The following is an 18,803-nucleotide window of genomic DNA, read 5'->3' on the forward strand; positions in this document are numbered from 1 at the left end:
ACCGCCAACAGCGGCCAAACCGTCAACCGTTACCGCCTCAACCGCTCCGGCAACCGCCAACTCAACTGGGCCCTGCACACCATCGTCTTAAGCCGAGCACGTCACGACCCCGCCACCCGCGCCTACATCGAACGCCGCACCGCCGAAGGAAAAACTCCCCGCGAGATCCGCCGCTGCCTCAAACGCTATCTCACCCGACAGCTCTACCGACTCCTCAACCAGCACTTAAGCCAGCCCGAGAAAACCGCCCTCACCACACCAGAAACCCCAGCTCAAGCCGCATAGAACCCCCACAAATCCGGCCTCTTGACAAACATAGGAGCGTCCGTCGCGAGTTTCGGTTGGGACCACGAGGCTTCGCGCTGCCATCGTGCGGTGATCTCAGGGCTTCGCCGACGGCTCTCGCTCTTCGACCGCCGCCGTGGCGCGGGGACAGGGATCGGTGTCAACGGGGCCAGGGAGGCATCGACGCACCAGTTCGCGTCGAGCCGCACCACGTCTCGCTCGCGCACTTGGTCGCGACCGAGTGCGGGAACCACAAATGGTGCGGCTCGCCGGGAAGTGGTGCGTGACAGTTTTTGCTGTGCACGGGTCGGCACGGGGCTGAATCGGGTGGGTGCCAGCGTTAGTTGCCGTGATCTCGATACGCCGCCGGCTCGCTGCGCTCGCGGGCGGCACTCGATCAGCGTGGGAGCGGCACCTCGATCGGCCTCGATCGTTGGCCGTACTGGCGAGTGTCAGTCGAGCGGGTTTCCGCCCTTTTCCTGAAGCGCCATCAGAGCCTGCCCCACGCTGGTCGAATGCCGCCGGCGAGCGGAGCGAGTCGGCGGTGGATCGAGACCGTCGCGAGTTCCGCTGGGTCGCAGGGTCTTCCGACACTGCGCGCAACTCTTGCCCGCGCCAGGCTCTCGTCCCCACGCGGAATTCGGTTGCGCCGATCCCGCGAATGCGTAGAGTCGACGTTCTCATGTGGATTGGTTCTCTGGAATTCGACATTCTTCTCGGCGACGTGCACTCCCTCAAGGGCAAACGCTCCGTGATTCGCCCGATCATCGCCGAGATCCGCCGACGGTTCGACGTCTCGGTCGCCGAAGTGGATCACCGTGACCTGCATCGCCGCAGTGTGATCGGCGTCGGAGTGGTCAGCGGCGACGCCGCACACGTCACCGAGATCCTCGACGCGGTCGAGCGATTGACGGCTGCTCGTCCCGAGGTGGAACTGCTGTCCGCCCGTCGACGCCTGGTCCAGACCGACGATCTGTAGGGGCGTTCGACGCCCCGGAGCCGAACCGTCAGTGAGTCGCGACGCAGAACTCGTTGCCGTCGGGATCGGCGAGCGTGGTCCAGACGAACCCGTCGCCCATGGATCGTTCCTCGATCACAGTGGCGCCTGCGGCGACCAGATCGGCGACGGCCGCCGTCCGGTCGTCGGCTTGCAGATCCAGATGGAGGCGGTTCTTCCCCGACGTCGGGTCGTCGACCTTCTGGAACGCCAACAGCGGTCGTCCCTCGCCGAGCGCCACGACGACGAACCAGCCGTCGTTCTCTTCGACGACGGTGCCACCGAGTGCGTCCGCCCACCAGGTGCCGAGTCGTCGGGCGTCGAGGGTGTCGGTCGTGATCATGCCGATGCTCAGGGTCATGCGTTCGAGCCTATTCGCTGTCCCTGTTCCGGGCCGGGCGTCGCACAGTTGCACTCCGCGGCAGTTCATTCCGCAGTCTGGTACGACGCGGACATCCGCCGATAGACCGACGTTCGGAAGGCGATGACGGCGATCAGGATCGTCACGACGCCGGTGATCGCGAAGATCAGCGCGATGCCGCGGGAATCGCCGTGGCCAAGCCAGGGAGCCAGGGCCGCCGCCCCCTCGTTCGACCGCGCCCACGGAATCACGAACTGCTCGGCCAGCGGGGCCACGACGAACGCGGTGAGCGGCGCGGCTGCCGCCTCCAGTGCACCGGCGAAGCCGAACACGCGTCCCTGCTGCGGCAGCGGGACCACCCGCTGGATCACTGTCTGCTCCGCCGCCTCCACTGCGGGCATCGTCAGCATGAACAACCAGACGCCGGCGATCGCCAGCCACGCCGATTCGCGGACCGCGAAGAGCGAACAGATCAGGCCGAGCGCGATCACGCCGAACAGCATGGTGCGGATCGGATTCGTCCCCAACCCGACGCGGCCGATCAGGGCGCCGCCGGCCAGGAAGCCGGTGGCGCCGAAGGCGAAGACCACACCCCACATCTGGACGGAGAACAACTCCAGGCCGTACGGGTCGAGCAGCGCCATGTAGACGCCGCCGGTGAAGTTGTTGAACATCGAGAACAGGATGAGGGCGATGAGACCGGGCACCGCGATGACGGCGACCCAGGCGCCGCGGACGTCGAACGCTCCGTGCGCGTCGCTCTCGGCGACGGTGTGTTCCTCCGGCATCCGGATCGTCAGCAGGTGCACCCAGCCGATCGCGGTGAGGACGACGGCGCAGACGATGGTCAACTCCATGCCGAGGAAGCCGATCGACAGCCCGGAGAACACGCTGGTGACGATGAACGTCAGTCCCTGCACCGCGCCGACGTACCCGTTCGCGTTGGCGCGACGGTCCGGGTGGATCAGGATCGTGACCGTGGTCGAGAGGGCGACGTCGCGCAAGACCTCGATCACCGCTCCGGCGAGAACGACGGCGGCGAACAGCCACAGCCAGGGCGAGGCCAACGACGCCATCTCGTCGCCCGCGACCGCGAACAACACGCCGGCGACGACGAACGCGACGGTCGTCGTCGCCGCCGACGCCCGCATCACTGTGAGCTTGCGATACCGATCGACGAAGGTGCCGAATGCCATGCTGCACACCGCGATCGTCAGCATGTAGCCACCGCCGATCACGCCCGTCGCGATCACGTTCCTGGTTTCGAGGTACACCCAGAAGGTGAGCGCGAAGAACAGGTAACTGGTCGTCAGATTCGCGACGGCGGTGTTGGCGAGAATCGCCGCGAACGTGCGGTGCCGTGCGTGCGCCGGTCGCGCGAACACGATGGCGTCCCCGGCGTCGGCGTCCCCGGCATCCGGGCGCTCGGCACCGTCGACGTTCACCGGCAGGTCAGGCATGCTCCCAGGGTAGGAGTCATCCGAACGTCCGACCAACCGATTTATCAGCGCATCGACGCGTCCGTCGGGTCAGCGACCGAATCCCGCGTCGCGTAGCGCCTGCGCCATCGACCCGCTCGCGGGCTTCTCGTCGCGCTGCTTGCCGCGGTTGGCGCCGCCGCGGTTGCCCGTGCGGTTCTTGCCGCCCTGGTTTCCGCCCTGATTGTCGCGGCGGTTTCCGCCCTGGTTTCCGCGCCCCTGACCGCCTCCGCCGCGGGCGCCCGCGCCGCGCTGGCCGCCGCCCTGCGCTTTGCCCCGCTCGGGATCGTCGTTCAGTCGCAACGACAGCCCGATGCGCTGGCGATCGACGTCGACCTCCATCACCTTGACCTTGACCACCTGCCCGGACCGCACCACCTCGTGCGGATCGGAGACGTACCGGTCGGCCATCGCCGAGACGTGGACCAGGCCGTCCTGGTGGACGCCGACGTCGATGAAGGCGCCGAACGCCGCGACATTGGTGACCACGCCCTCCAACACCATGCCGGGCTTCAGGTCGGAGACCTTCTCGACGCCGCTGGCGAACGTCGCGGTCGCGAAGGCGGGGCGTGGGTCGCGCCCGGGCTTCTCCAACTCGCCGATGATGTCGGTGACGGTGGGAACACCGAACTGCTCGTCGGCGAACTCGGCGGGCTTCAGGGTCCGCAGGGTCCGCGTGTCACCGATGAGCTCGGTGAGTTCGCGTCCGCTGCGGTCGAGGATCCGCCGGACGACGGGGTACGACTCGGGGTGCACGCCCGAGGCGTCGAGCGGGTCCGCGCCGTCACGGATCCGGAGGAAGCCTGCGCACTGCTCGAACGCCTTCGGTCCCAGGCGCGGCACATCGAGGAGCCCGGATCGGCTCTGGAACGCGCCGACTCGGTCGCGGTGCGCGACGATCGCGGTGGCCAGCGTCGCCGTCACTCCCGAGACGCGTGACAGCAGCGGGGCCGACGCGGTGTTGAGGTCCACGCCGACCGCGTTCACCGCGTCCTCGACCACCGCGTCCAGACTGCGGGCGAGGTTGGTGGCCGAGACGTCGTGCTGGTATTGGCCCACGCCGATCGACTTGGGGTCGATCTTCACCAACTCGGCGAGCGGGTCCTGCAGGCGGCGAGCGATGGAGACCGCGCCGCGGATCGAGACGTCGAGGTCCGGGAGTTCCTGCGACGCGTATTCCGATGCCGAGTACACCGACGCCCCTGCTTCGGAGACGACGGCCTTCACCGGTGCGGCGGCCCCCGATTTCGCGATGTCCGACACGAGTTCGGCGGCGAGCTGATCAGTCTCCCGCGAGGCGGTGCCGTTGCCGATCGCGATCAATTCCACACCGTGCCGGGCGATCAACGCGGCGAGCGTCGCCTTGGACTGGTCCCACTGCTGCTGGGGCTTGTGCGGGAAGATCGCGCAGTGATCGAGCACCTTGCCCGTGGCGTCGATGACCGCCACCTTAACGCCGGTGCGGTAGCCGGGATCGAGCCCCAGGGTCGCGCGGGTGCCCGCCGGAGCGGCGAGCAGCAGATCTTTGAGATTGGTGGCGAAGACGGCGACGGCGTCGTCCTCGGCGCGCGCCCGCAACTTCATGCGCGCGTCGATGGTCGCGGTGATCATCAGCTTGGTCCGCCACGCCCACCGCACCGTGCCTGCCAACCATTCGGTGGCGGCCCCCGGATCGGCGAGGTCGACGCCGAGGGTCGCCGCGACCATCGCCTGATAGACCTCGTCCTCGCCGCCGTCGAAGGCCAGGCTCAGCGCCTCCTCCTTCTCGCCGCGGAGCACGGCCAGGACGCGGTGCGACGGCATCTGCTCGAGCGGCTCGGAGAACTCGAAGTAGTCGCGGAACTTCTGCGCCGCGGGCGTGGCCTCCGCACCGGCCCGGACCTGCGTGCGCACGGTGCCGTCGGCCCAGAACTTCTCCCGGACCGCACCGACGAGTTCCGCGTCCTCGGATGCTCGCTCGATGAGGATGTGGCGGGCGCCGTCGAGCGCGGCCGCCGCATCGGCCACGTCGTCGCTCAGGTAGGCCGCCGCGGCCTCGGCCGGAGTCAGCGACGGGTCCGCGAGCAGCGCGTCGGCGAGCGGCTCCAGGCCGGCCTCCCGGGCGATCTGCGCCTTGGTGCGGCGCTTCTTCTTGTACGGCAGGTAGATGTCCTCGACGCGCGATTTGGTCTCGGCGGCGAGCAACGACGCCCGAAGCTCGTCGGTCAGCTTGCCCTGCTCCTCGATCGAGGCGATGACGGCGGCACGCCGCTCGTCCAACTCGCGCAAGTAGCGCAGGCGCTCGTCGAGCAGACGCAGCTGAGCGTCGTCGAGGCTGCCGGTCGCCTCCTTGCGGTAGCGGGCGATGAACGGGACGGTGGAGCCCTCGTCGAGCAGTTTCACCGCGGCGGCCACCTGGCCTTCACCGACGGACAGCTCCGTGGCGATTCGAGCGTTCACGGACTTCACGGGCACAGAGTTGGTCACCGCATGCAGGCTACCGAAGAGGGCGAGTCGGGTGTCGCACCGACCGGGCTGACGGGCGACCGCTCACGACATCGACGCGTCGCCTGCGGCGGGAATCTTGGCGAATCTGCCGAGCCTGCCGTCGGGTGACACTCCCCCGATCCCCTCCGACCGTCCGCGCTGGACTCGTGCGACCACCCAGGCCAGCACGACGGCGATCACCGCCACCTGCAGCACGCCGCCGCCGACCAGCGAGGCGCGGGGTCCGAACCACTCGGCGAACACGCCGAGCAGCGGGGCGCCGATCGGGGTGCCGCCCATCAGCATCGTCATGTACAGGGCCATCACGCGTCCACGGACCTGCGGATCGACGTTCATCTGGACGTACATGTTCGCGGCCGTCAACGACAGGAGCGCCGACAGTCCCACCAGCGGCAGCGCCAGTCCGTACGTCAGCGGCGTCGGTGCGAGACCGGACAGCACGTTGAACACGGCGAAGACCAGGGCCGCCGTGACGACGAATCGGAGTCCGGGCGCGGACTTCCGTCGCGCGGCCAGCAACGCACCGAGCAGCGATCCCACGCCCGACACGGTGCCGAGCAGGCCGTACATCTGCGCGTCGAGGTGGAACTCGTTGCGCACCATCAGCGCATTGGTCATCTGAAAGTTGAGCCCGAACGTACCGACGGCGAACGCGACGCCGAGTGCGATGAGCAGTTCGGCGCGACCGGCGACGTACCGGATGCCTTCGCGGACCTGGCCCTTGGCGCGCGGCAGCGGCTCGGTCTTGACCAGCTTCTTCTCGTTGAGCGCAAGCAACGCCACCAGGAAGGCGACGTAGCTGACACCGTTGGTCAGGATCGCCCAACCGCTGCCGAACGCCGCAATGATGAGGCCCGCGACGCCGGGGCCGATCAGTCGCGCGGTATTGAACGCGGAGCTGTTGAGTCCGATCGCGTTGGTCAACCGTTCGGTCCCGACCATCTCCGAGACGAAGGCCTGGCGGGCGGGCGCGTCGATCGCCGTCCCCATCCCGAAGACGACGGCGAACACGTACACATGCCAGGTCTGAGCCACGCCGGTCACGGCGAGGAAACCGAGGATCAGGGAACTGATCGCCATCCAGCTCTGGGTGACCATGAGCAGTCGCCGCTTGTCGAAGCGATCGGCGAGGAGTCCGCCGAAGGGCGAGAGGAACAGCGCGGGCGCGAATTGCAGCGCCGTGGTGATGCCGACCGCCATGGCCGACCCGCCGGACAACTGCAGCACCAGCCAGTCCTGCGCGACGCGCTGAACCCACGTGCCGATGTTGGAGACGAGGGCTCCGCTGACATAGGTGCGGAAGTTGGGTACGGAGAGCGAAGCGAAGGTCGATGATCCACGCAACGCTGCCAAATCTCCTCCTCGTGCCGACAAGTAAGTTCAACACCCGATCAGCGCTGAATATTCCGTACCGGCTCCTCGGGTCGCCGACACCGGAGGCCAGCAACACATAGGCTGAATCGCATGCGCGGAGTCATCATGCATTCACCCGGAAACGTCAGCGTCCAAGACCGGCCCGACCCGACCATCGAGAAGCCGACCGACGCGATCATTCGCATCGCCGCGACCTGTGTCTGCGGATCAGACCTGTGGCCGTACCGAGGCGCCAACGACGTCGACAACGCGCCCATGGGCCACGAGTACGTCGGATACGTCCAGGAGGTCGGCGCCGACGTCCGGACGGTGAAGGTCGGCGACTTCGTCGTCGGTTCGTTCATGGCGTCGGACAACACGTGCGAGATCTGCAAGGCCGGGTACCAGTCGCGCTGCGTGCACGTGGTGGGCATGGGCGGCGTCGGCACCCAGGCCGAGTACGCCCGGATCCCGTGGGCCGACGGCACGCTCGTCGCGACGCCCGAACCACCTGCCGAGGACTTGATTCCCTCGTACCTCGCCGCCTCCGACGTCCTCGGGACCGGGTGGTTCGCCGCCGACGCCGCGCAGGTGCGTCCCGGCAAGACGGTGGCCGTGGTCGGCGACGGCGCGGTGGGACTGTTGGGCGTGCTCGCCGCCCAGCAGATGGGCGCCGAGCGGATCATCGCGATGAGCCGTCACGCCGACCGGCAGGCACTCGCCCGCGAGTTCGGCGCCACCGACATCGTCGCCGAGCGCGGCGACGAGGGGGTGGCGGCGATCCGCGAGATGACCGGTGGGCTGGGCGCGCACTCGGTCATCGAGGCGGTGGGCACCCAGGAGTCGATGATGCAGGCCGTCCGATCCACCCGCGCAGGTGGGCACGTCGGCTTCGTCGGCGTCTCGCACGACGTCGAGTTGCCCGGCAACAAGCTCTTCTACTCCGCGGTGCACCTGCACGGCGGACCCGCACCGGTGCGCCGCTTCCTCCCCGATCTGATGGACCGCATCGCAAACCGCATGATCGATCCCGGCAAGGTCTTCGACATGCGGATCCCGTTGGAGCAGGCGGCCGACGCCTACCGCGCGATGGATCAGCGCGAAGCGATCAAGGTGCTGCTGACCGTCTGACCCCGGCGATCGCCGCGGACGGCGCGCGCACTCCATCGATGACCGTCGTACCCGACGTCGATCGGGTGGTCGAAGGCCTGTGTGATCACGTCCGAGGTGATGGTGGCGGCCGCCGGTCCGGCCGCGACCACCGTCCCGTCGCGGATCACGAGCGCGTGGCTCGTCGACTCCGGCAATTCCTCCAGGTGGTGCGTCACCAGCACCGACGCGACGGACGGTGCCGTGACGGCCAACGCGTCGACGGTCTCCAGCAGTTGCTCACGAGCCGCCACGTCGAGTCCGGTCGTCGGCTCGTCGAGCAGCAGGAGGTCCGGCGCGGCGATGAGCGCGCGAGCGATCAGCGCCCGGCCCCGCTCGCCCTGTGAGAGGGTGTGCCAGCCGGAGTCCGCCCGCGGGGTCATGCCGATGTCGTCGATCAGCGCCGCCGCCCGTGCACGTTGATCCTCCGTCGGCGCCCAGCGCATCGGCAGGTCGATGGTTCCGGTGACGCCGGTCAGCACCACCTCGGTGACGGTCAGATCGGTCTGCAGTCGGTGCCGCGGGTTCACGTGACCGATGTGCTTGCGGAGCACCGCCATGTCCACCCGCCCCAGCCGCTGTCCCAGCACATCGACCGTCCCGGACGTCGGGTGGGTCTGCGCGGCGCAGAAGCCGACGATCGTGGTCTTCCCCGCCCCGTTGCGACCCAGCAGCGCCCAGTGCTCGCCTGCGCGCACGGTGAGGTCGATGCCGTGCAGAATCTGTCGCCCGTTGCGGCGGAAGGTGACGCCCTCCAGGCGAAGCACATCCTCCTGCTGCGGTGCGGTGGGATCGGTCATGCGTGTGCCTCCTCGAGTCCGTCCAGGTGTCGTCGTCACCCTAGTCCTGGCGCTCGTAAGCGTCGTTGAAGGCTCGGAGTTGGGTCAGCAGGGCCTCCGGGTCGCCGGGTGCCAGATCGGCGAACACGCGGTTGAGCCGGTCGGCGCGACGCCGTCCGTCATGCCTGAACGCCTCGAGGCCGACGCTGGTGGGCCGATGCATCCAGCTGACGCAGCCGGAAACCTGGAAGCGCTCGAGGTAGCCCCGTCGCAGTGCGGCGTTGACCTGGCGATTGACGGTCGACTGCTCCAGATCCAGATCCACGCTCAACTCACGCAGGGTGCGCGCACGACCGTCCGACAGCAACCACAGAATCTGGAACGCCGACGAATCCAAGACCGCCTCCGGGTCGAGAACATGGCGTCGCCGACGCAGACGCAGCAGTTCCTCCACCACGTCGCGATGGACCGCGGAGGGCCAGATCTCGTCGCCGTTCTCCACCGATGTCACCCCGTTCCGGCATTCGCCGCAGTTCGGATTTCGAGTTGAGGATATGCACAGTGCATATGTAGGTTACATATTCTGATCGATTCTCCTGACACCACCGATGATGAAGGGCTCGTCATGACTCGCCCCACCGATCCGGCCGCCGCCGTCGACGCGATGCCGCCGAGCGCGCAGCCGAAACCGGGTGTGCCCGGCGCCGCACTCGCCACCGTCGTCACCCTCTGCCTCGGCGGCCTCGTCGCGTCGCTGATGCAGACGCTGATCATCCCGATCCAGCCGGAGCTCCCCCGGCTGCTGAACACGTCGATCTCGAACGCCTCCTGGGTCATCACTGCGACCCTGCTCGGCGGCGCGGTCGCCATGCCGATCGCCGGGCGTCTCGGCGACATGTACGGCAAGCAGCGGGTGATTCTCGCCAGCTCGCTCCTGCTGGTGGCTGGTTCGCTGATCTGCGCCGTCGGCGACACGCTGATCCCCATGCTGGTGGGCCGCACGGTCCAGGGGCTCGCCATGGGCTTCATCCCCGTCGGCATCAGCCTGATGCGGGAGGTGACTCCACCGCATCTGACGTCGATGGCGGTGGCCGCGATGAGCGCCACGCTGGGCGTCGGCGGGGCCATCGGGCTCCCGCTGTCCGCCTGGATCGCCCAGACCTGGGACTGGCACGCCTTGTTCTGGGCTTCCGCAGGCCTGGCTGCACTCATCACCGTTCTCGTCATCGTCGTGGTCCCACACGTCCCCGATCAAGCGGGTGGACGGCTCGACGTGGTCGGGGCGATCGGCCTCGCAGTGGGTCTGTGCAGCGCGTTGATCGCCATCTCGAAGGGCAAGGACTGGGGCTGGACGTCGGGCACCACCCTCGGCTTCTTCGTCGTCGGCATCGTCGTCCTGGTCGCGTGGGCCTGGTTCGAGCTCCGCCACGGCGACCCGCTGATCGACCTGCGCAGTTCCGCGAAACCGACGGTACTGTTGACGAACATCGCCGCCGTCGCGGTCGGCTTCGGCATGATGGCCCAGGCGATCGTGGTCCCGATGATGCTCGAGGTCCCCGCGGCCGCAGGCGGATTCGGCCAGTCGATTCTGCAGACCGGTCTCTGGATGGCGCCGGGCGGAATCATGATGATGCTGTTCGCACCGATCTCTGGCATGTTGATCAACAGACTCGGCGCCAAGCTGACCCTGGCGATCGGCGCCTCCGTCCTGGGCATCGGTTACCTGACGGCCTTCTTCCTGATGAATGCACCGTGGCAGCTCGCCGTCGCCTCGATCATCGCGTCAGCAGGCGTCGGCATCGGCTACGCCGCCATGCCGACCCTGGTCATGGGTGCCGTGCCACTCACCGAGGCCGGTGCTGCGGTCGGCCTCAACGGGCTCATGCGCGCCGTCGGCACCACGCTCTCGTCGGCGGTGATGGCCGTGGTCCTGGCGGCGTCGACCGTGTCCCTCGGCGGACACGCCATCCCGACGCACAGCGCGTTCAAGTGGTGCTTCCTGATCGGTGCAGTCGCCGCCTTCGTCGGCGTGGGCATCACGATGCTCATCCCGCGCGAGAAGGCGGCGATGCCGGAAGAGGCAGTCGCCTGACGCTCCCCTGCGGTGCTCAGCCGATCGGATCCGGCGCCGTCCCGTTCCCGAACGGACGACCCCCGAGGGATTCCCGACCGTGCGGCGTCTGCCAATTGGCGAGGTCGGGGCCCTTCGGCACGATGCCCGACGGGTTCACGTCGCGGTGCACCTCGTAATAGTGCGATTTGATGTGGTCGAAGTTGGTGCTGTCACCGAAGCCGGGAGTCTGGAACAGGTCCCGCGCGTACGCCCACAGGACGGGCATCTCCGAGAGCTTCTCCCGGTTGCATTTGAAGTGACCGTGGTAGACGGGGTCGAATCGGGCGAGGGTCGTGAACAACCGGACGTCCGCTTCGGTGATCGTGTCGCCGACCAGATAGCGCTGGTTCGCGAGTCGTTCGCTCAGCCAGTCGAGGCGCGCGAACAGCTGATCGTAGGCGGCGTCGTACGACGCCTGCGAGCCGGCGAAACCGCACCGGTAGACCCCGTTGTTCACGTCCCGGTAGACGACGGCGTTCACCTCGTCGATCTCACTGCGCAGATCCTCGGGATAGAGCTGCGGCGCGCCCGGCCGGTGGAACTCGGTCCATTCCAGTGAGAAGTCGATGGTGATCTGCGGAAAGTCGTTGGTGACGACCGCCCCCGACGGCACGTCGACGATCGCAGGCACGGTGATCCCCTTCGGGTAGTCCGGGAAGCGCGCGAAATAGGCGTCCTGGATCCGCGGGATCTTCAGCACCGGGTCCAGCCCTCCGGGATCGAGGTCGAACGTCCACGACCGCTTGTCGTGGGTGGGTCCGCACACGCCGAGTGAGATCGCGTCCTCCAAACCGAGCAGCCTGCGCACGATGATCGTGCGGTTGGCCCACGGGCACGCGTACGACACCACGAGGCGGTACCGACCCGGTTCCACCGGATAGCCGTCGGCTCCGTCTGCGGTGATGCGTGTCTCGATGTACTTGGTGTCGCGCTCGAACGACTGGTTCGGCACCACGTAGGCGGCCTGCTGCTGTGTCCCGTTGTCCGTCATGGCTCCAGGATGTCACCCTTCGGCGATCACAGCCCTTCGAATGCACGCCCCAATTCCACATCGACGTCGATCAACCGCGCTTTGCTCACTTCCGGCTTGTCGATCTCGGTCTCGACGAACCGCGCGATGACCCGACGGATCTCGTCGTCCACCTGTGCGAGGTTGCGGATGATCTCGCCGCGCATGTTCCGCGAGTTCACGTCGACGAACACGTCGCGGGGTCGGGGCGGGTCCACCTCGATCCGCAGTTGCAGCGGCGCGGCGCAACGGACGGTCATCGGCAGGGTGACGAGTCCGTCGACGTCGTAGCGGATCCGGTCCACTTTGAGGTCCACCGACAGCGCGATGTGCAGGGGCAGCTTCACGACGAAGGTGATCAGCTTCCCGACGTCACGGGTGATCTCCGGGTCTTCGACGCGAACTTTCGCGTGCACCTTGACCATGCCGCCCGGTCCGGAGGCGATGGGCCCGACCTCGAACTCCTCCCCCGCGATCGCGGTGAACGCGGTGCCGATGCGTTCCTCGGTGACAGCGATCTCGAAGAAGCTCCGGCCGAACTCCTCGTACGACATGTAGACCGGCTCGCCCTGGTCGGCGGGCTCGGCGTCGTCGACGATCGCCGCCTGCATGGATCCGACGGCCTCGACGACCTCGGCGACCTCGGCGTCGTTCAGTTCCGCCTGGTCGTCGACCTCGTCGGCGGGGTCCAAGGGTTGCGGGTTGGGCCCGGCCTGCTCGGCTGCGCTCTCCGGGTTCTCGTTCTCCGACACGGGTCCATCCTTACCTATCGGGCCCGAACTTCGTAGTCGGGGAAACGATCTCGATTCTCGTCGAACGGCGTCCGGTCAGCGATGGCTGGCGTCGGGGAGCCTGCGCGGGCACTGCGTGCCCGGCACGGCGACGAGCTCGAAGTGCCACCACTCGTTGTCGAAAGTTCGACACAGGCCCCATCGGATGCCGTTCCGCTGCAGCCACGCTGCACCGGCGCGCGGCCCCACGTCGATGGCCTCACCGGTGACGTGTGTCGACTCCCCGGGCGGGAGCACCCACCGCCGCGCGGCCTCCGGACTGCCGTACGTCCCGATGCCGTCCCGCCACAGGCGTGCCTGCTCGGCCCGCGACCGCTTGCCGGAGTTCACGTACATCGGCACTCCCGCCGCCTGCGCGGCTCGATGGGCGAGGGTGTACGCGATCCCCAACTGCGGTGTCAGCCCGGCGGTCCCGGGCGCCAACGGCACGCCGAGGACGTGCTGGCGGGCGGTGTCGGGTGCGGCCGCGGCCTGCGGTGCACACAGGCCGGCCACCATCAGCACAGCGGCGGCAGCGGACAGCAGCCGCGCCGCACGGGAACGGTTCCACATCCAGGTTCGCATCACGGATAGACGCTACTACGCGCGCGACCGCGATGCGCGGCCATCGTGATCCGCCGACCGCCCCCGGATCTCTTGCCTTCGAATCGCCCGGATGACACCGTGGACTGATGACCGTCACGCTGAGCAGCGAACGCATCGACACACCGAACACGTCGGAGTCTGCTCGGCTCGAACCATCGTCGACACGACGCCGGGTCGGCCGTTCGGTCGCCGGTCTCGCCGCCGCCATCGCGGTCGCCGTGGCGTACGTCGGTGTCGCGGCACCCGCGACGGCGGCGCCCGGTATTCCCGGTGTCACTGCGCATCAGGTGGCGAGCGCGCCGTACAGTGCGCTGTTCACCATGGGTGTCCAGGTGTACGAGCGGGTGCAGTACATCCCGGAGCCGGGCTCGCGATATCGCACCATGATCATGAAACGCCTCTACCGCCCGACGGACGGCAAACGCGGTAGCGCCCGCTACGCCTTCCTCGGCGACCGTCTGCCGTCGTCGTTCCTCGTCGCCGAACAGCCGAACAGCCATGGGCTGCCCGTCGGCCTGGCTGTGCCGTTACTCCGCGGTAAATCGCAGACGAACTGGAAGGCCATCGCCACGCTCACCGGCCGGGTCGGCGAGATCCGATCGATCGGCTGGGTCCACCGCTATCTGGGCTGAGCACCACCAGTTGCGACGTGGTCCGCGTCATCGCGACGTACCGGTCGACGGCGCCGGCGACGTCGGCACCGAACTGCGCCGGATCCACCAGGACCACCAGGTCGAACTCCAGTCCTTTGGCAGCGCTCGGCGACAGCGAGGCGACACGGTGATCGCCCGGGAACTGCGGGGCGCCGATCACGCACGCGGTGCCCTCCTCATTCGCCTCGGCCCAGTCGGCGAGGACGGCGGCCTGATCTGACATCGCGCGGAACGACACCGGAACGCCTGTTGCGCGAATCGATTCCGGAACCGCCACGCCCGGCAGCGCCTCGAGGATCCCCGGTCGCGCGACCTCCATCACTTCGATGGGCGTGCGGTAGTTCACCGTCAGGGTGGTGCGCCGTAGGGCTCCCACGCCGACGCGCTGCAACCGTTCCTCCCAGGTCTCCGGGAACCCGCTGCGCGCCTGCGCGCGGTCACCGACGATCGTGAAGCTCCGCGACGGGCACCGTGCCAGGAGCATCTGCCACTGCGCGTCGGTGAGGTCCTGCGCCTCGTCGACGACGATGTGCGCGAACGGCCCGGCCAGCGGATCGGCGTCGGACGCGGCCATGCCCGTCTCGTCGACGAGGACTCCGTCGATGTCCTCGCTGCGCAGCATGGTCACGAGGCCCTCGCCGTCGTCGCCGGCGATCAGTTCGTCGACCACGCGGGCGCGCACCCGACGCTGCTCGCCGATCTCGACGAGACGGCGCTGCCGCTGTCGTGCCGCTTCGGGATCGCCGAGCCGTCGCCGCGCGGTGTCGAGGAGCGGCAGGTCCGCGGTCGTGAACGCCGTCCCTTCGGGGCGCCGCAACAGGGCGGCCTGCTCCGCGGTGAGCCAGGGCGCGCAGAGGCGCAGGTAGGCGGGGACCGCCCACAGATCGGCGACGGTCTCGGTGGGGTCCAGCAGCGGCCAGGCTCGACCGATCGCAGCCTTCAGTTCGGGGTCGGCGCCCACCTCGGCCCGGACCCGTTCCGCGGCGACGTCGGCGCCCGTCGTCGTCTGAATCTTGACAGTGAGAACGTCCGCCAAGGCATCCCAGAGTTCGTCGCGAGCCTCGTTGTGCACGGTGCGACCGCCGACTGCGCTGAACACGTCGGCCCAGTCGTCGCCCGTCACCTCCACCTCGCCCCAGGCGGTCTCGACGTCGATCGTCTCGGTCGGCGGCTGCTCGTAGAAGCCGACCGCGGCGTCGATCGCCGCGACCATCCCCGCCGACGACTTCAATTCGGCGACGTCGGCGTTCGTTTCCGCCGCGAACTCCCGCTGCTCCGGGAACCAGATCGGCCAGCGTACAGGTGGCGACGCCCTCCTCCCCCAGGCTCGGCAGCACATCGCTGACATACGTCAGGTAGCTGCGATGCGGTCCGACGACCAAGATCTGACCGCGGTCGCCGCCCAGTCGCGGATCGGCGTACAGCAGATACGCTGCGCGGTGCAGTGCGACGACGGTCTTGCCGGTCCCGGGTCCACCGTCGACGACCAGCGGTCCGTCCGACGATGCGCGGATCGCCGCATCCTGATCCGCCGCGAGCGTGCCGAGGACCGACGACATCTTCGGCGAGCGCGTCGCTCCCAGACTCGCGATGAATCCCGACTGACTGTCGAGCGCCACGTCCTCCGGCAGCACGTCTGGGTGCAAGACCTCGTCCCAGTAGTCGACGATCGCCTCGCGCGACCACCGGTAATGGCGACGGCTCGCCACCCCCATCGGGTCGGCCAGCGTCGCCGCGAAGAACGGCGCCGCTGCCTCGGTACGCCAGTCGATCAACAGGTCGCCTCCGTCGGCGTCGGCGAGCCCCATCCGTCCGATGTAGGTGACGATGCCGTCCGCACGGACGACGCGGCCGAGGCAGACGTCGGCGCCGCTGCGCGAGAGCCTCCGGATCTGCGCGGACAGGCGCCGGATCTCGTGATCGCGCACGACTCCGGCCTCCACGCGCACATCGCTCGATCGGCGCTCGGCGTCGAGTCGGGCACGGGCCGTGGCGATCTGCTCGGCGATCCGGGCGTGAACGCGGGCCAGATGCGCCGTGTCGGCGGCGATGAGGTTCGGGCGGGCCTTGTCGGTGAGATGGTCGGGAAGTGCGAAGACGGCAGTGCGCAAGTCAACTCCGGTGCGGTGGGCGAGGACGATCCCTCGCGCCCGAACCCAGGCTGTCACCTGCGGATTCATGGCGCGAGGCGACCATTGTGCCTGCCGGTCGGGGCCTTGCCGCAAGCCCCGGGTGTCGCGTTATCCTGAAGTGGGAGCAGAAATCAACGGCACCAGTTGCTCATCGTCGGTCCACGCGCCGTGGTGGCCGGCCAGCGACGATTCCATCGGTTCACGCTCGGGTCGCACCAGAACACTGGTCCCCTGTGCCACCGCCATCACGTCACCGATCCGCGCGGCGATCGTCTCGATCGGCGGTGTGGCTCCGAACCAGTGTTCGTCGAGCGCCTGCTCGCGGGTCACCACCTGCGCGTGGTCGGCGAGCACCGTCGTCCAGACGGCCGCGACGTCGGCGACGGCATCGGTGCTGTCGGCGTACACGTGCCGCACCCGCGCCTCCCCGGAGATCAGTCGCACGTTCTGCTGGAGTCGGGGGTCGGCGTCCAGGTCCACGGCGTCGCCGACGGTGATCATGCCGTGGTCGCCCGTGATCAGCAGCGTGCACGTGGCGGGAAGGTCGGTCAGCAGCTCGGCGACCATCGCGTCGATGTCGGCGAGGACGCGCAACCACTCCGCAGACTCCGGGCCGTGCACGTGTCCGGCCGCGTCGAGCTGCGGGTAGTACGCGTACGCGAATCGGCGCGCGGTGTCTGGGTGCGCGGCGACGGACAGGATCCCGTCACGAACATCGTCCAGGTGCGGCGCGTCGTGCAAGGCTCCGGGCACGCCGAAGGCGGCGCGGGTCAATCCCGATCTCATCTGATAGCCCGGGACGACGAAGTGGATGTCGATTCCGGTCGACGCCAGGTGCGCGACGGTGCTCGTCGTGGGTTGGAACTCCTCCGGAACGATCATCGTCCGCGCGTCTGGACCGTCCGCATCACGCGTCCGCCATCGCAGAGCGTTGAAGTTCTCGGTGCCGTCGGACGTCGGTACGGCGAAGCTGTAGCCGATGATGCCGTGGGTGGCGCACGGCGCGCCGACGGCCAGGCTGGTGATGCTGGTCGCGGTGGTCGCCGGGAAGCCTGCGCGGAGCTTGGTCTGGACGTGCGCGGCCAGGGTCGGCGCGACGTGCGCATGACGGGCGAGCAGTTCGGCGCCGAGTCCGTCGATCAGCAGCACCACGACATCGCGTGCCGGTCGGACGCCGAGCGGATTGTCGGCGTCACCGCCGAACGCCAGCGCGACATTGGGCAGGACATCGGCAAGTGTGAACCTCATGACCTCACTATGCCGGGAGTGGGCGCACCATGCCGGAGCAGGTGCACTGCGCGGCATCGTTCCCGTCCGTCGAAGCACCGGACTACGTTGGGGCCATGACCTCGCGCGCTGAATCCGCTCCCGCACGGGCGCCGCGCGCTCGCACTATCGCCGAACTGGACCGGTTGGTGACCGGATGTCGTGCCTGCCCGCGTCTGGTCGCCTGGCGGGAGGAGGTCGCCCGGACCAAACGCGCCTCGTTCCGCGACGAGACCTATTGGGGGAAGGCCATTCCCGGGTTCGGTCCCGACGACGCCGGCATTCTCGTGGTCGGACTCGCTCCGGCCGCGCACGGCGCGAACCGGACCGGCCGCATGTTCACCGGCGACCGCAGCGGCGACTTCCTGTTCGCGGCCATGCACGCCGTCGGTCTGGCCAATCAGCCGCACGCCGTCTCAGCCGACGACGGACTCGCACTGATCGGCACGCGAATCACCTCGCCGGTCCACTGCGCACCGCCGGCCAACAAGCCGACCCCCGCCGAACGGAGGACGTGCGCGCCGTACTTGAACCGCGAGCTCGAACTGCTCGCCGACACGGTGCGCGTCGCCGTCGTCCTCGGCGGGTTCGGGTGGCAGGCGTTGATGTCGTCGCTGACCGACGGCGGGTGGAACATTCCGCGCCCGCGCCCGACGTTCGGGCACGGTGCAAAGGTCACGGTCAAGCACCCCGACGGCCGAGTGCTGACCATTCTTGGCTGCTTCCACGTCAGTCAGCAGAACACGTTCACCGGGCGTTTGACGCCGCCGATGCTCCAAGCGGTCCTCGGTGAAGCCAAGGCGATCGCTATGCTGTGATCCGACCACGGACGGGGGACGTCGTCATGCCATCGGAATCATCGGCGCAGTCGCCGCCATTCGTCGTCTCGTCACGCCTGCGCGGCGTCCGCGCGCTCGGGCACGTGTGCTGGTGGATCTTCGTCGTCACGCGCATCCTGCCCGAAAACCCGGCGACGGGCGGCATGCCCCGCCGCTACGCCGACTACCTTCCGCTCACCAGGGGAGACCACGGTTGGACCGCCTACTCGCCACTCGCGTCGCCCGGCTTCGTCGACCTGAACATCCTGGCAACGGCATCACTGATCGCCTTCGTCGTCACGGTCGGCGCCGCGCTCGTCGAGGCCGTCCTGTGCCGCCGGTGGGTGCCGGGCATCCTGACGGTCGTCGCACCGGTCGTCGGCGGCGCGATCGTGGCCGTCGGCAGCGCCGCGCGCTACGGCGGCGTGTGGGACGGCGTCTGGCTCCGACCGGCTCTCGCCGCAGGCATCGTCCTGATCGGCGTCGCGGTGCGTGAGGTCTGGGCGCGCGGCCGTGCGCCCGCGGCCGCCCGTCGATCATGACCTCG

18 protein-coding genes and 1 pseudogene are annotated in these 18,803 nt (G+C 68.6%); 7 read left to right on the forward strand and 12 right to left on the reverse strand.

Features of this window, described 5'->3' with window-relative positions:
* Together GH2_RS21475 and GH2_RS20375 are read left to right on the forward strand one after the other, a co-directional pair.
* Positions 1-285, forward strand: a 285-nt coding sequence (locus GH2_RS21475) for a transposase (protein WP_244885451.1), incomplete at its 5' end; no start/stop codon positions are given.
* A gap of 682 nt (positions 286-967) precedes the next feature.
* Entirely contained in the window at positions 968-1,264 is a 297-nt protein-coding gene (locus tag GH2_RS20375) for a DUF503 domain-containing protein (RefSeq protein ID WP_066172286.1), read from the forward strand.
* 28 nt (positions 1,265-1,292) lie between these two features.
* Here GH2_RS20375 and GH2_RS20380 read toward each other — a convergent pair whose 3' ends face one another.
* The 4 genes from GH2_RS20380 to GH2_RS20395 all read right to left on the reverse strand — a co-directional run bounded on the left by GH2_RS20380 (position 1,293) and on the right by GH2_RS20395 (position 6,952).
* Positions 1,293-1,643, reverse strand: a complete 351-nt coding sequence (locus GH2_RS20380; protein WP_066172288.1) for a VOC family protein — start codon at positions 1,641-1,643, stop codon at positions 1,293-1,295.
* 65 nt (positions 1,644-1,708) lie between these two features.
* Positions 1,709-3,103 (reverse strand): MFS transporter, encoded by a 1,395-nt coding sequence (locus GH2_RS20385; protein ID WP_066172294.1) that lies wholly within the window; start codon positions 3,101-3,103, stop codon positions 1,709-1,711.
* Positions 3,104-3,172: 69 nt separating this feature from the next.
* Positions 3,173-5,587 carry a Tex family protein gene (locus GH2_RS20390; RefSeq protein ID WP_157086176.1) on the reverse strand — a complete coding sequence of 805 codons (2,415 nt, stop codon included), beginning with the start codon at positions 5,585-5,587 and terminating at the stop codon, positions 3,173-3,175.
* Between the two features lie 63 nt (positions 5,588-5,650).
* Complete coding sequence (locus tag GH2_RS20395; protein ID WP_157086180.1) at positions 5,651-6,952, reverse strand: MFS transporter; 1,302 nt, start codon at positions 6,950-6,952, stop codon at positions 5,651-5,653.
* Between the two features lie 120 nt (positions 6,953-7,072).
* Here GH2_RS20395 and GH2_RS20400 point away from each other — a divergent pair, with 120 nt between their 5' ends.
* Complete coding sequence (locus GH2_RS20400) at positions 7,073-8,092, forward strand: zinc-dependent alcohol dehydrogenase family protein (protein ID WP_066172304.1); 1,020 nt, start codon at positions 7,073-7,075, stop codon at positions 8,090-8,092.
* On the opposite strand, the gene GH2_RS20405 is transcribed toward GH2_RS20400, so the two are convergent.
* Positions 8,056-8,910: an ABC transporter ATP-binding protein gene (locus GH2_RS20405; protein WP_066172307.1), complete on the reverse strand. Its 855-nt coding sequence runs from the start codon at positions 8,908-8,910 to the stop codon at positions 8,056-8,058. The genes GH2_RS20400 and GH2_RS20405 overlap by 37 nt on opposite strands.
* A gap of 40 nt (positions 8,911-8,950) precedes the next feature.
* The gene (locus tag GH2_RS20410) at positions 8,951-9,391 is read right to left on the reverse strand and encodes a winged helix DNA-binding protein (protein WP_066172405.1); all 441 of its coding nucleotides are present in this window, start codon (positions 9,389-9,391) and stop codon (positions 8,951-8,953) included.
* A 162-nt stretch (positions 9,392-9,553) separates the two neighbouring features.
* On the opposite strand from GH2_RS20410, the gene GH2_RS20415 reads away from it, so the two are divergent.
* The gene (locus GH2_RS20415; protein WP_066172408.1) at positions 9,554-10,981 is read left to right on the forward strand and encodes an MFS transporter; all 1,428 of its coding nucleotides are present in this window, start codon (positions 9,554-9,556) and stop codon (positions 10,979-10,981) included.
* Between the two features lie 16 nt (positions 10,982-10,997).
* Here the strand turns inward: GH2_RS20415 and GH2_RS20420 are convergent, their stop codons facing one another.
* From GH2_RS20420 to GH2_RS20430, 3 genes are all read right to left on the reverse strand, one after another.
* The gene (locus GH2_RS20420; protein ID WP_066172309.1) at positions 10,998-11,993 is read right to left on the reverse strand and encodes a glutathione S-transferase family protein; all 996 of its coding nucleotides are present in this window, start codon (positions 11,991-11,993) and stop codon (positions 10,998-11,000) included.
* A 26-nt stretch (positions 11,994-12,019) separates the two neighbouring features.
* Positions 12,020-12,622 (reverse strand): hypothetical protein, encoded by a 603-nt coding sequence (locus tag GH2_RS20425; RefSeq protein WP_239589198.1) that lies wholly within the window; start codon positions 12,620-12,622, stop codon positions 12,020-12,022.
* Between the two features lie 216 nt (positions 12,623-12,838).
* The gene (locus GH2_RS20430) at positions 12,839-13,366 is read right to left on the reverse strand and encodes a M15 family metallopeptidase (protein ID WP_239589197.1); all 528 of its coding nucleotides are present in this window, start codon (positions 13,364-13,366) and stop codon (positions 12,839-12,841) included.
* Between the two features lie 107 nt (positions 13,367-13,473).
* Between GH2_RS20430 and GH2_RS20435 the strand changes: the two genes are divergently transcribed.
* Complete coding sequence (locus tag GH2_RS20435) at positions 13,474-14,019, forward strand: hypothetical protein (RefSeq protein WP_066172315.1); 546 nt, start codon at positions 13,474-13,476, stop codon at positions 14,017-14,019.
* Here GH2_RS20435 and GH2_RS22235 read toward each other — a convergent pair.
* From GH2_RS22235 to GH2_RS20445, 3 genes and pseudogenes are all read right to left on the reverse strand, one after another.
* Entirely contained in the window at positions 13,961-15,388 is a 1,428-nt protein-coding gene (locus GH2_RS22235; protein ID WP_369692258.1) for a helicase domain-containing protein, read from the reverse strand. The two genes, GH2_RS20435 and GH2_RS22235, sit on opposite strands and share 59 nt — an antisense overlap.
* Before the next feature lie 352 nt (positions 15,389-15,740).
* Positions 15,741-16,220: pseudogene (locus GH2_RS22290) on the reverse strand (AAA family ATPase); the annotation flags it as partial.
* Positions 16,221-16,280: 60 nt separating this feature from the next.
* Positions 16,281-17,420: an alkaline phosphatase family protein gene (locus GH2_RS20445; protein WP_066172317.1), complete on the reverse strand. Its 1,140-nt coding sequence runs from the start codon at positions 17,418-17,420 to the stop codon at positions 16,281-16,283.
* Positions 17,421-17,515: 95 nt separating this feature from the next.
* On the opposite strand from GH2_RS20445, the gene GH2_RS20450 reads away from it, so the two are divergent.
* Both GH2_RS20450 and GH2_RS20455 read left to right on the forward strand, forming a co-directional pair.
* Positions 17,516-18,256 carry a uracil-DNA glycosylase gene (locus tag GH2_RS20450; protein WP_066172320.1) on the forward strand — a complete coding sequence of 247 codons (741 nt, stop codon included), beginning with the start codon at positions 17,516-17,518 and terminating at the stop codon, positions 18,254-18,256.
* Between the two features lie 26 nt (positions 18,257-18,282).
* Positions 18,283-18,798 carry a hypothetical protein gene (locus GH2_RS20455; RefSeq protein ID WP_066172323.1) on the forward strand — a complete coding sequence of 172 codons (516 nt, stop codon included), beginning with the start codon at positions 18,283-18,285 and terminating at the stop codon, positions 18,796-18,798.
* Positions 18,799-18,803: the final 5 nt, after the last annotated feature.

This window comes from Gordonia hydrophobica NBRC 16057, from assembly GCF_001592365.1.
Lineage (GTDB): Bacteria > Actinomycetota > Actinomycetes > Mycobacteriales > Mycobacteriaceae > Gordonia > Gordonia hydrophobica.

Excerpts from the sequence above, each read along its gene's own strand:
- GH2_RS20385 (WP_066172294.1), bottom strand. The coding sequence starts at position 3,103 with ATGCCTGACCTGCCGGTGAACGTCGACGGTGCCGAGCGCCCGGATGCC.
- GH2_RS20455 (WP_066172323.1), top strand. The coding sequence starts at position 18,283 with ATGCCATCGGAATCATCGGCGCAGTCGCCGCCATTCGTCGTCTCGTCA.
- GH2_RS20375 (WP_066172286.1), top strand. The coding sequence starts at position 968 with ATGTGGATTGGTTCTCTGGAATTCGACATTCTTCTCGGCGACGTGCAC.
- GH2_RS20415 (WP_066172408.1), top strand. The coding sequence starts at position 9,554 with ATGCCGCCGAGCGCGCAGCCGAAACCGGGTGTGCCCGGCGCCGCACTC.
- GH2_RS20420 (WP_066172309.1), bottom strand. The coding sequence starts at position 11,993 with ATGACGGACAACGGGACACAGCAGCAGGCCGCCTACGTGGTGCCGAAC.
- GH2_RS22235 (WP_369692258.1), bottom strand. The coding sequence starts at position 15,388 with ATGTCAGCGATGTGCTGCCGAGCCTGGGGGAGGAGGGCGTCGCCACCT.
- GH2_RS20430 (WP_239589197.1), bottom strand. The coding sequence starts at position 13,366 with ATGCGAACCTGGATGTGGAACCGTTCCCGTGCGGCGCGGCTGCTGTCC.
- GH2_RS20405 (WP_066172307.1), bottom strand. The coding sequence starts at position 8,910 with ATGACCGATCCCACCGCACCGCAGCAGGAGGATGTGCTTCGCCTGGAG.
- GH2_RS20435 (WP_066172315.1), top strand. The coding sequence starts at position 13,474 with ATGACCGTCACGCTGAGCAGCGAACGCATCGACACACCGAACACGTCG.
- GH2_RS20380 (WP_066172288.1), bottom strand. The coding sequence starts at position 1,643 with ATGACCCTGAGCATCGGCATGATCACGACCGACACCCTCGACGCCCGA.
- GH2_RS20450 (WP_066172320.1), top strand. The coding sequence starts at position 17,516 with ATGACCTCGCGCGCTGAATCCGCTCCCGCACGGGCGCCGCGCGCTCGC.
- GH2_RS20445 (WP_066172317.1), bottom strand. The coding sequence starts at position 17,420 with ATGAGGTTCACACTTGCCGATGTCCTGCCCAATGTCGCGCTGGCGTTC.
- GH2_RS20400 (WP_066172304.1), top strand. The coding sequence starts at position 7,073 with ATGCGCGGAGTCATCATGCATTCACCCGGAAACGTCAGCGTCCAAGAC.
- GH2_RS20425 (WP_239589198.1), bottom strand. The coding sequence starts at position 12,622 with ATGCAGGCGGCGATCGTCGACGACGCCGAGCCCGCCGACCAGGGCGAG.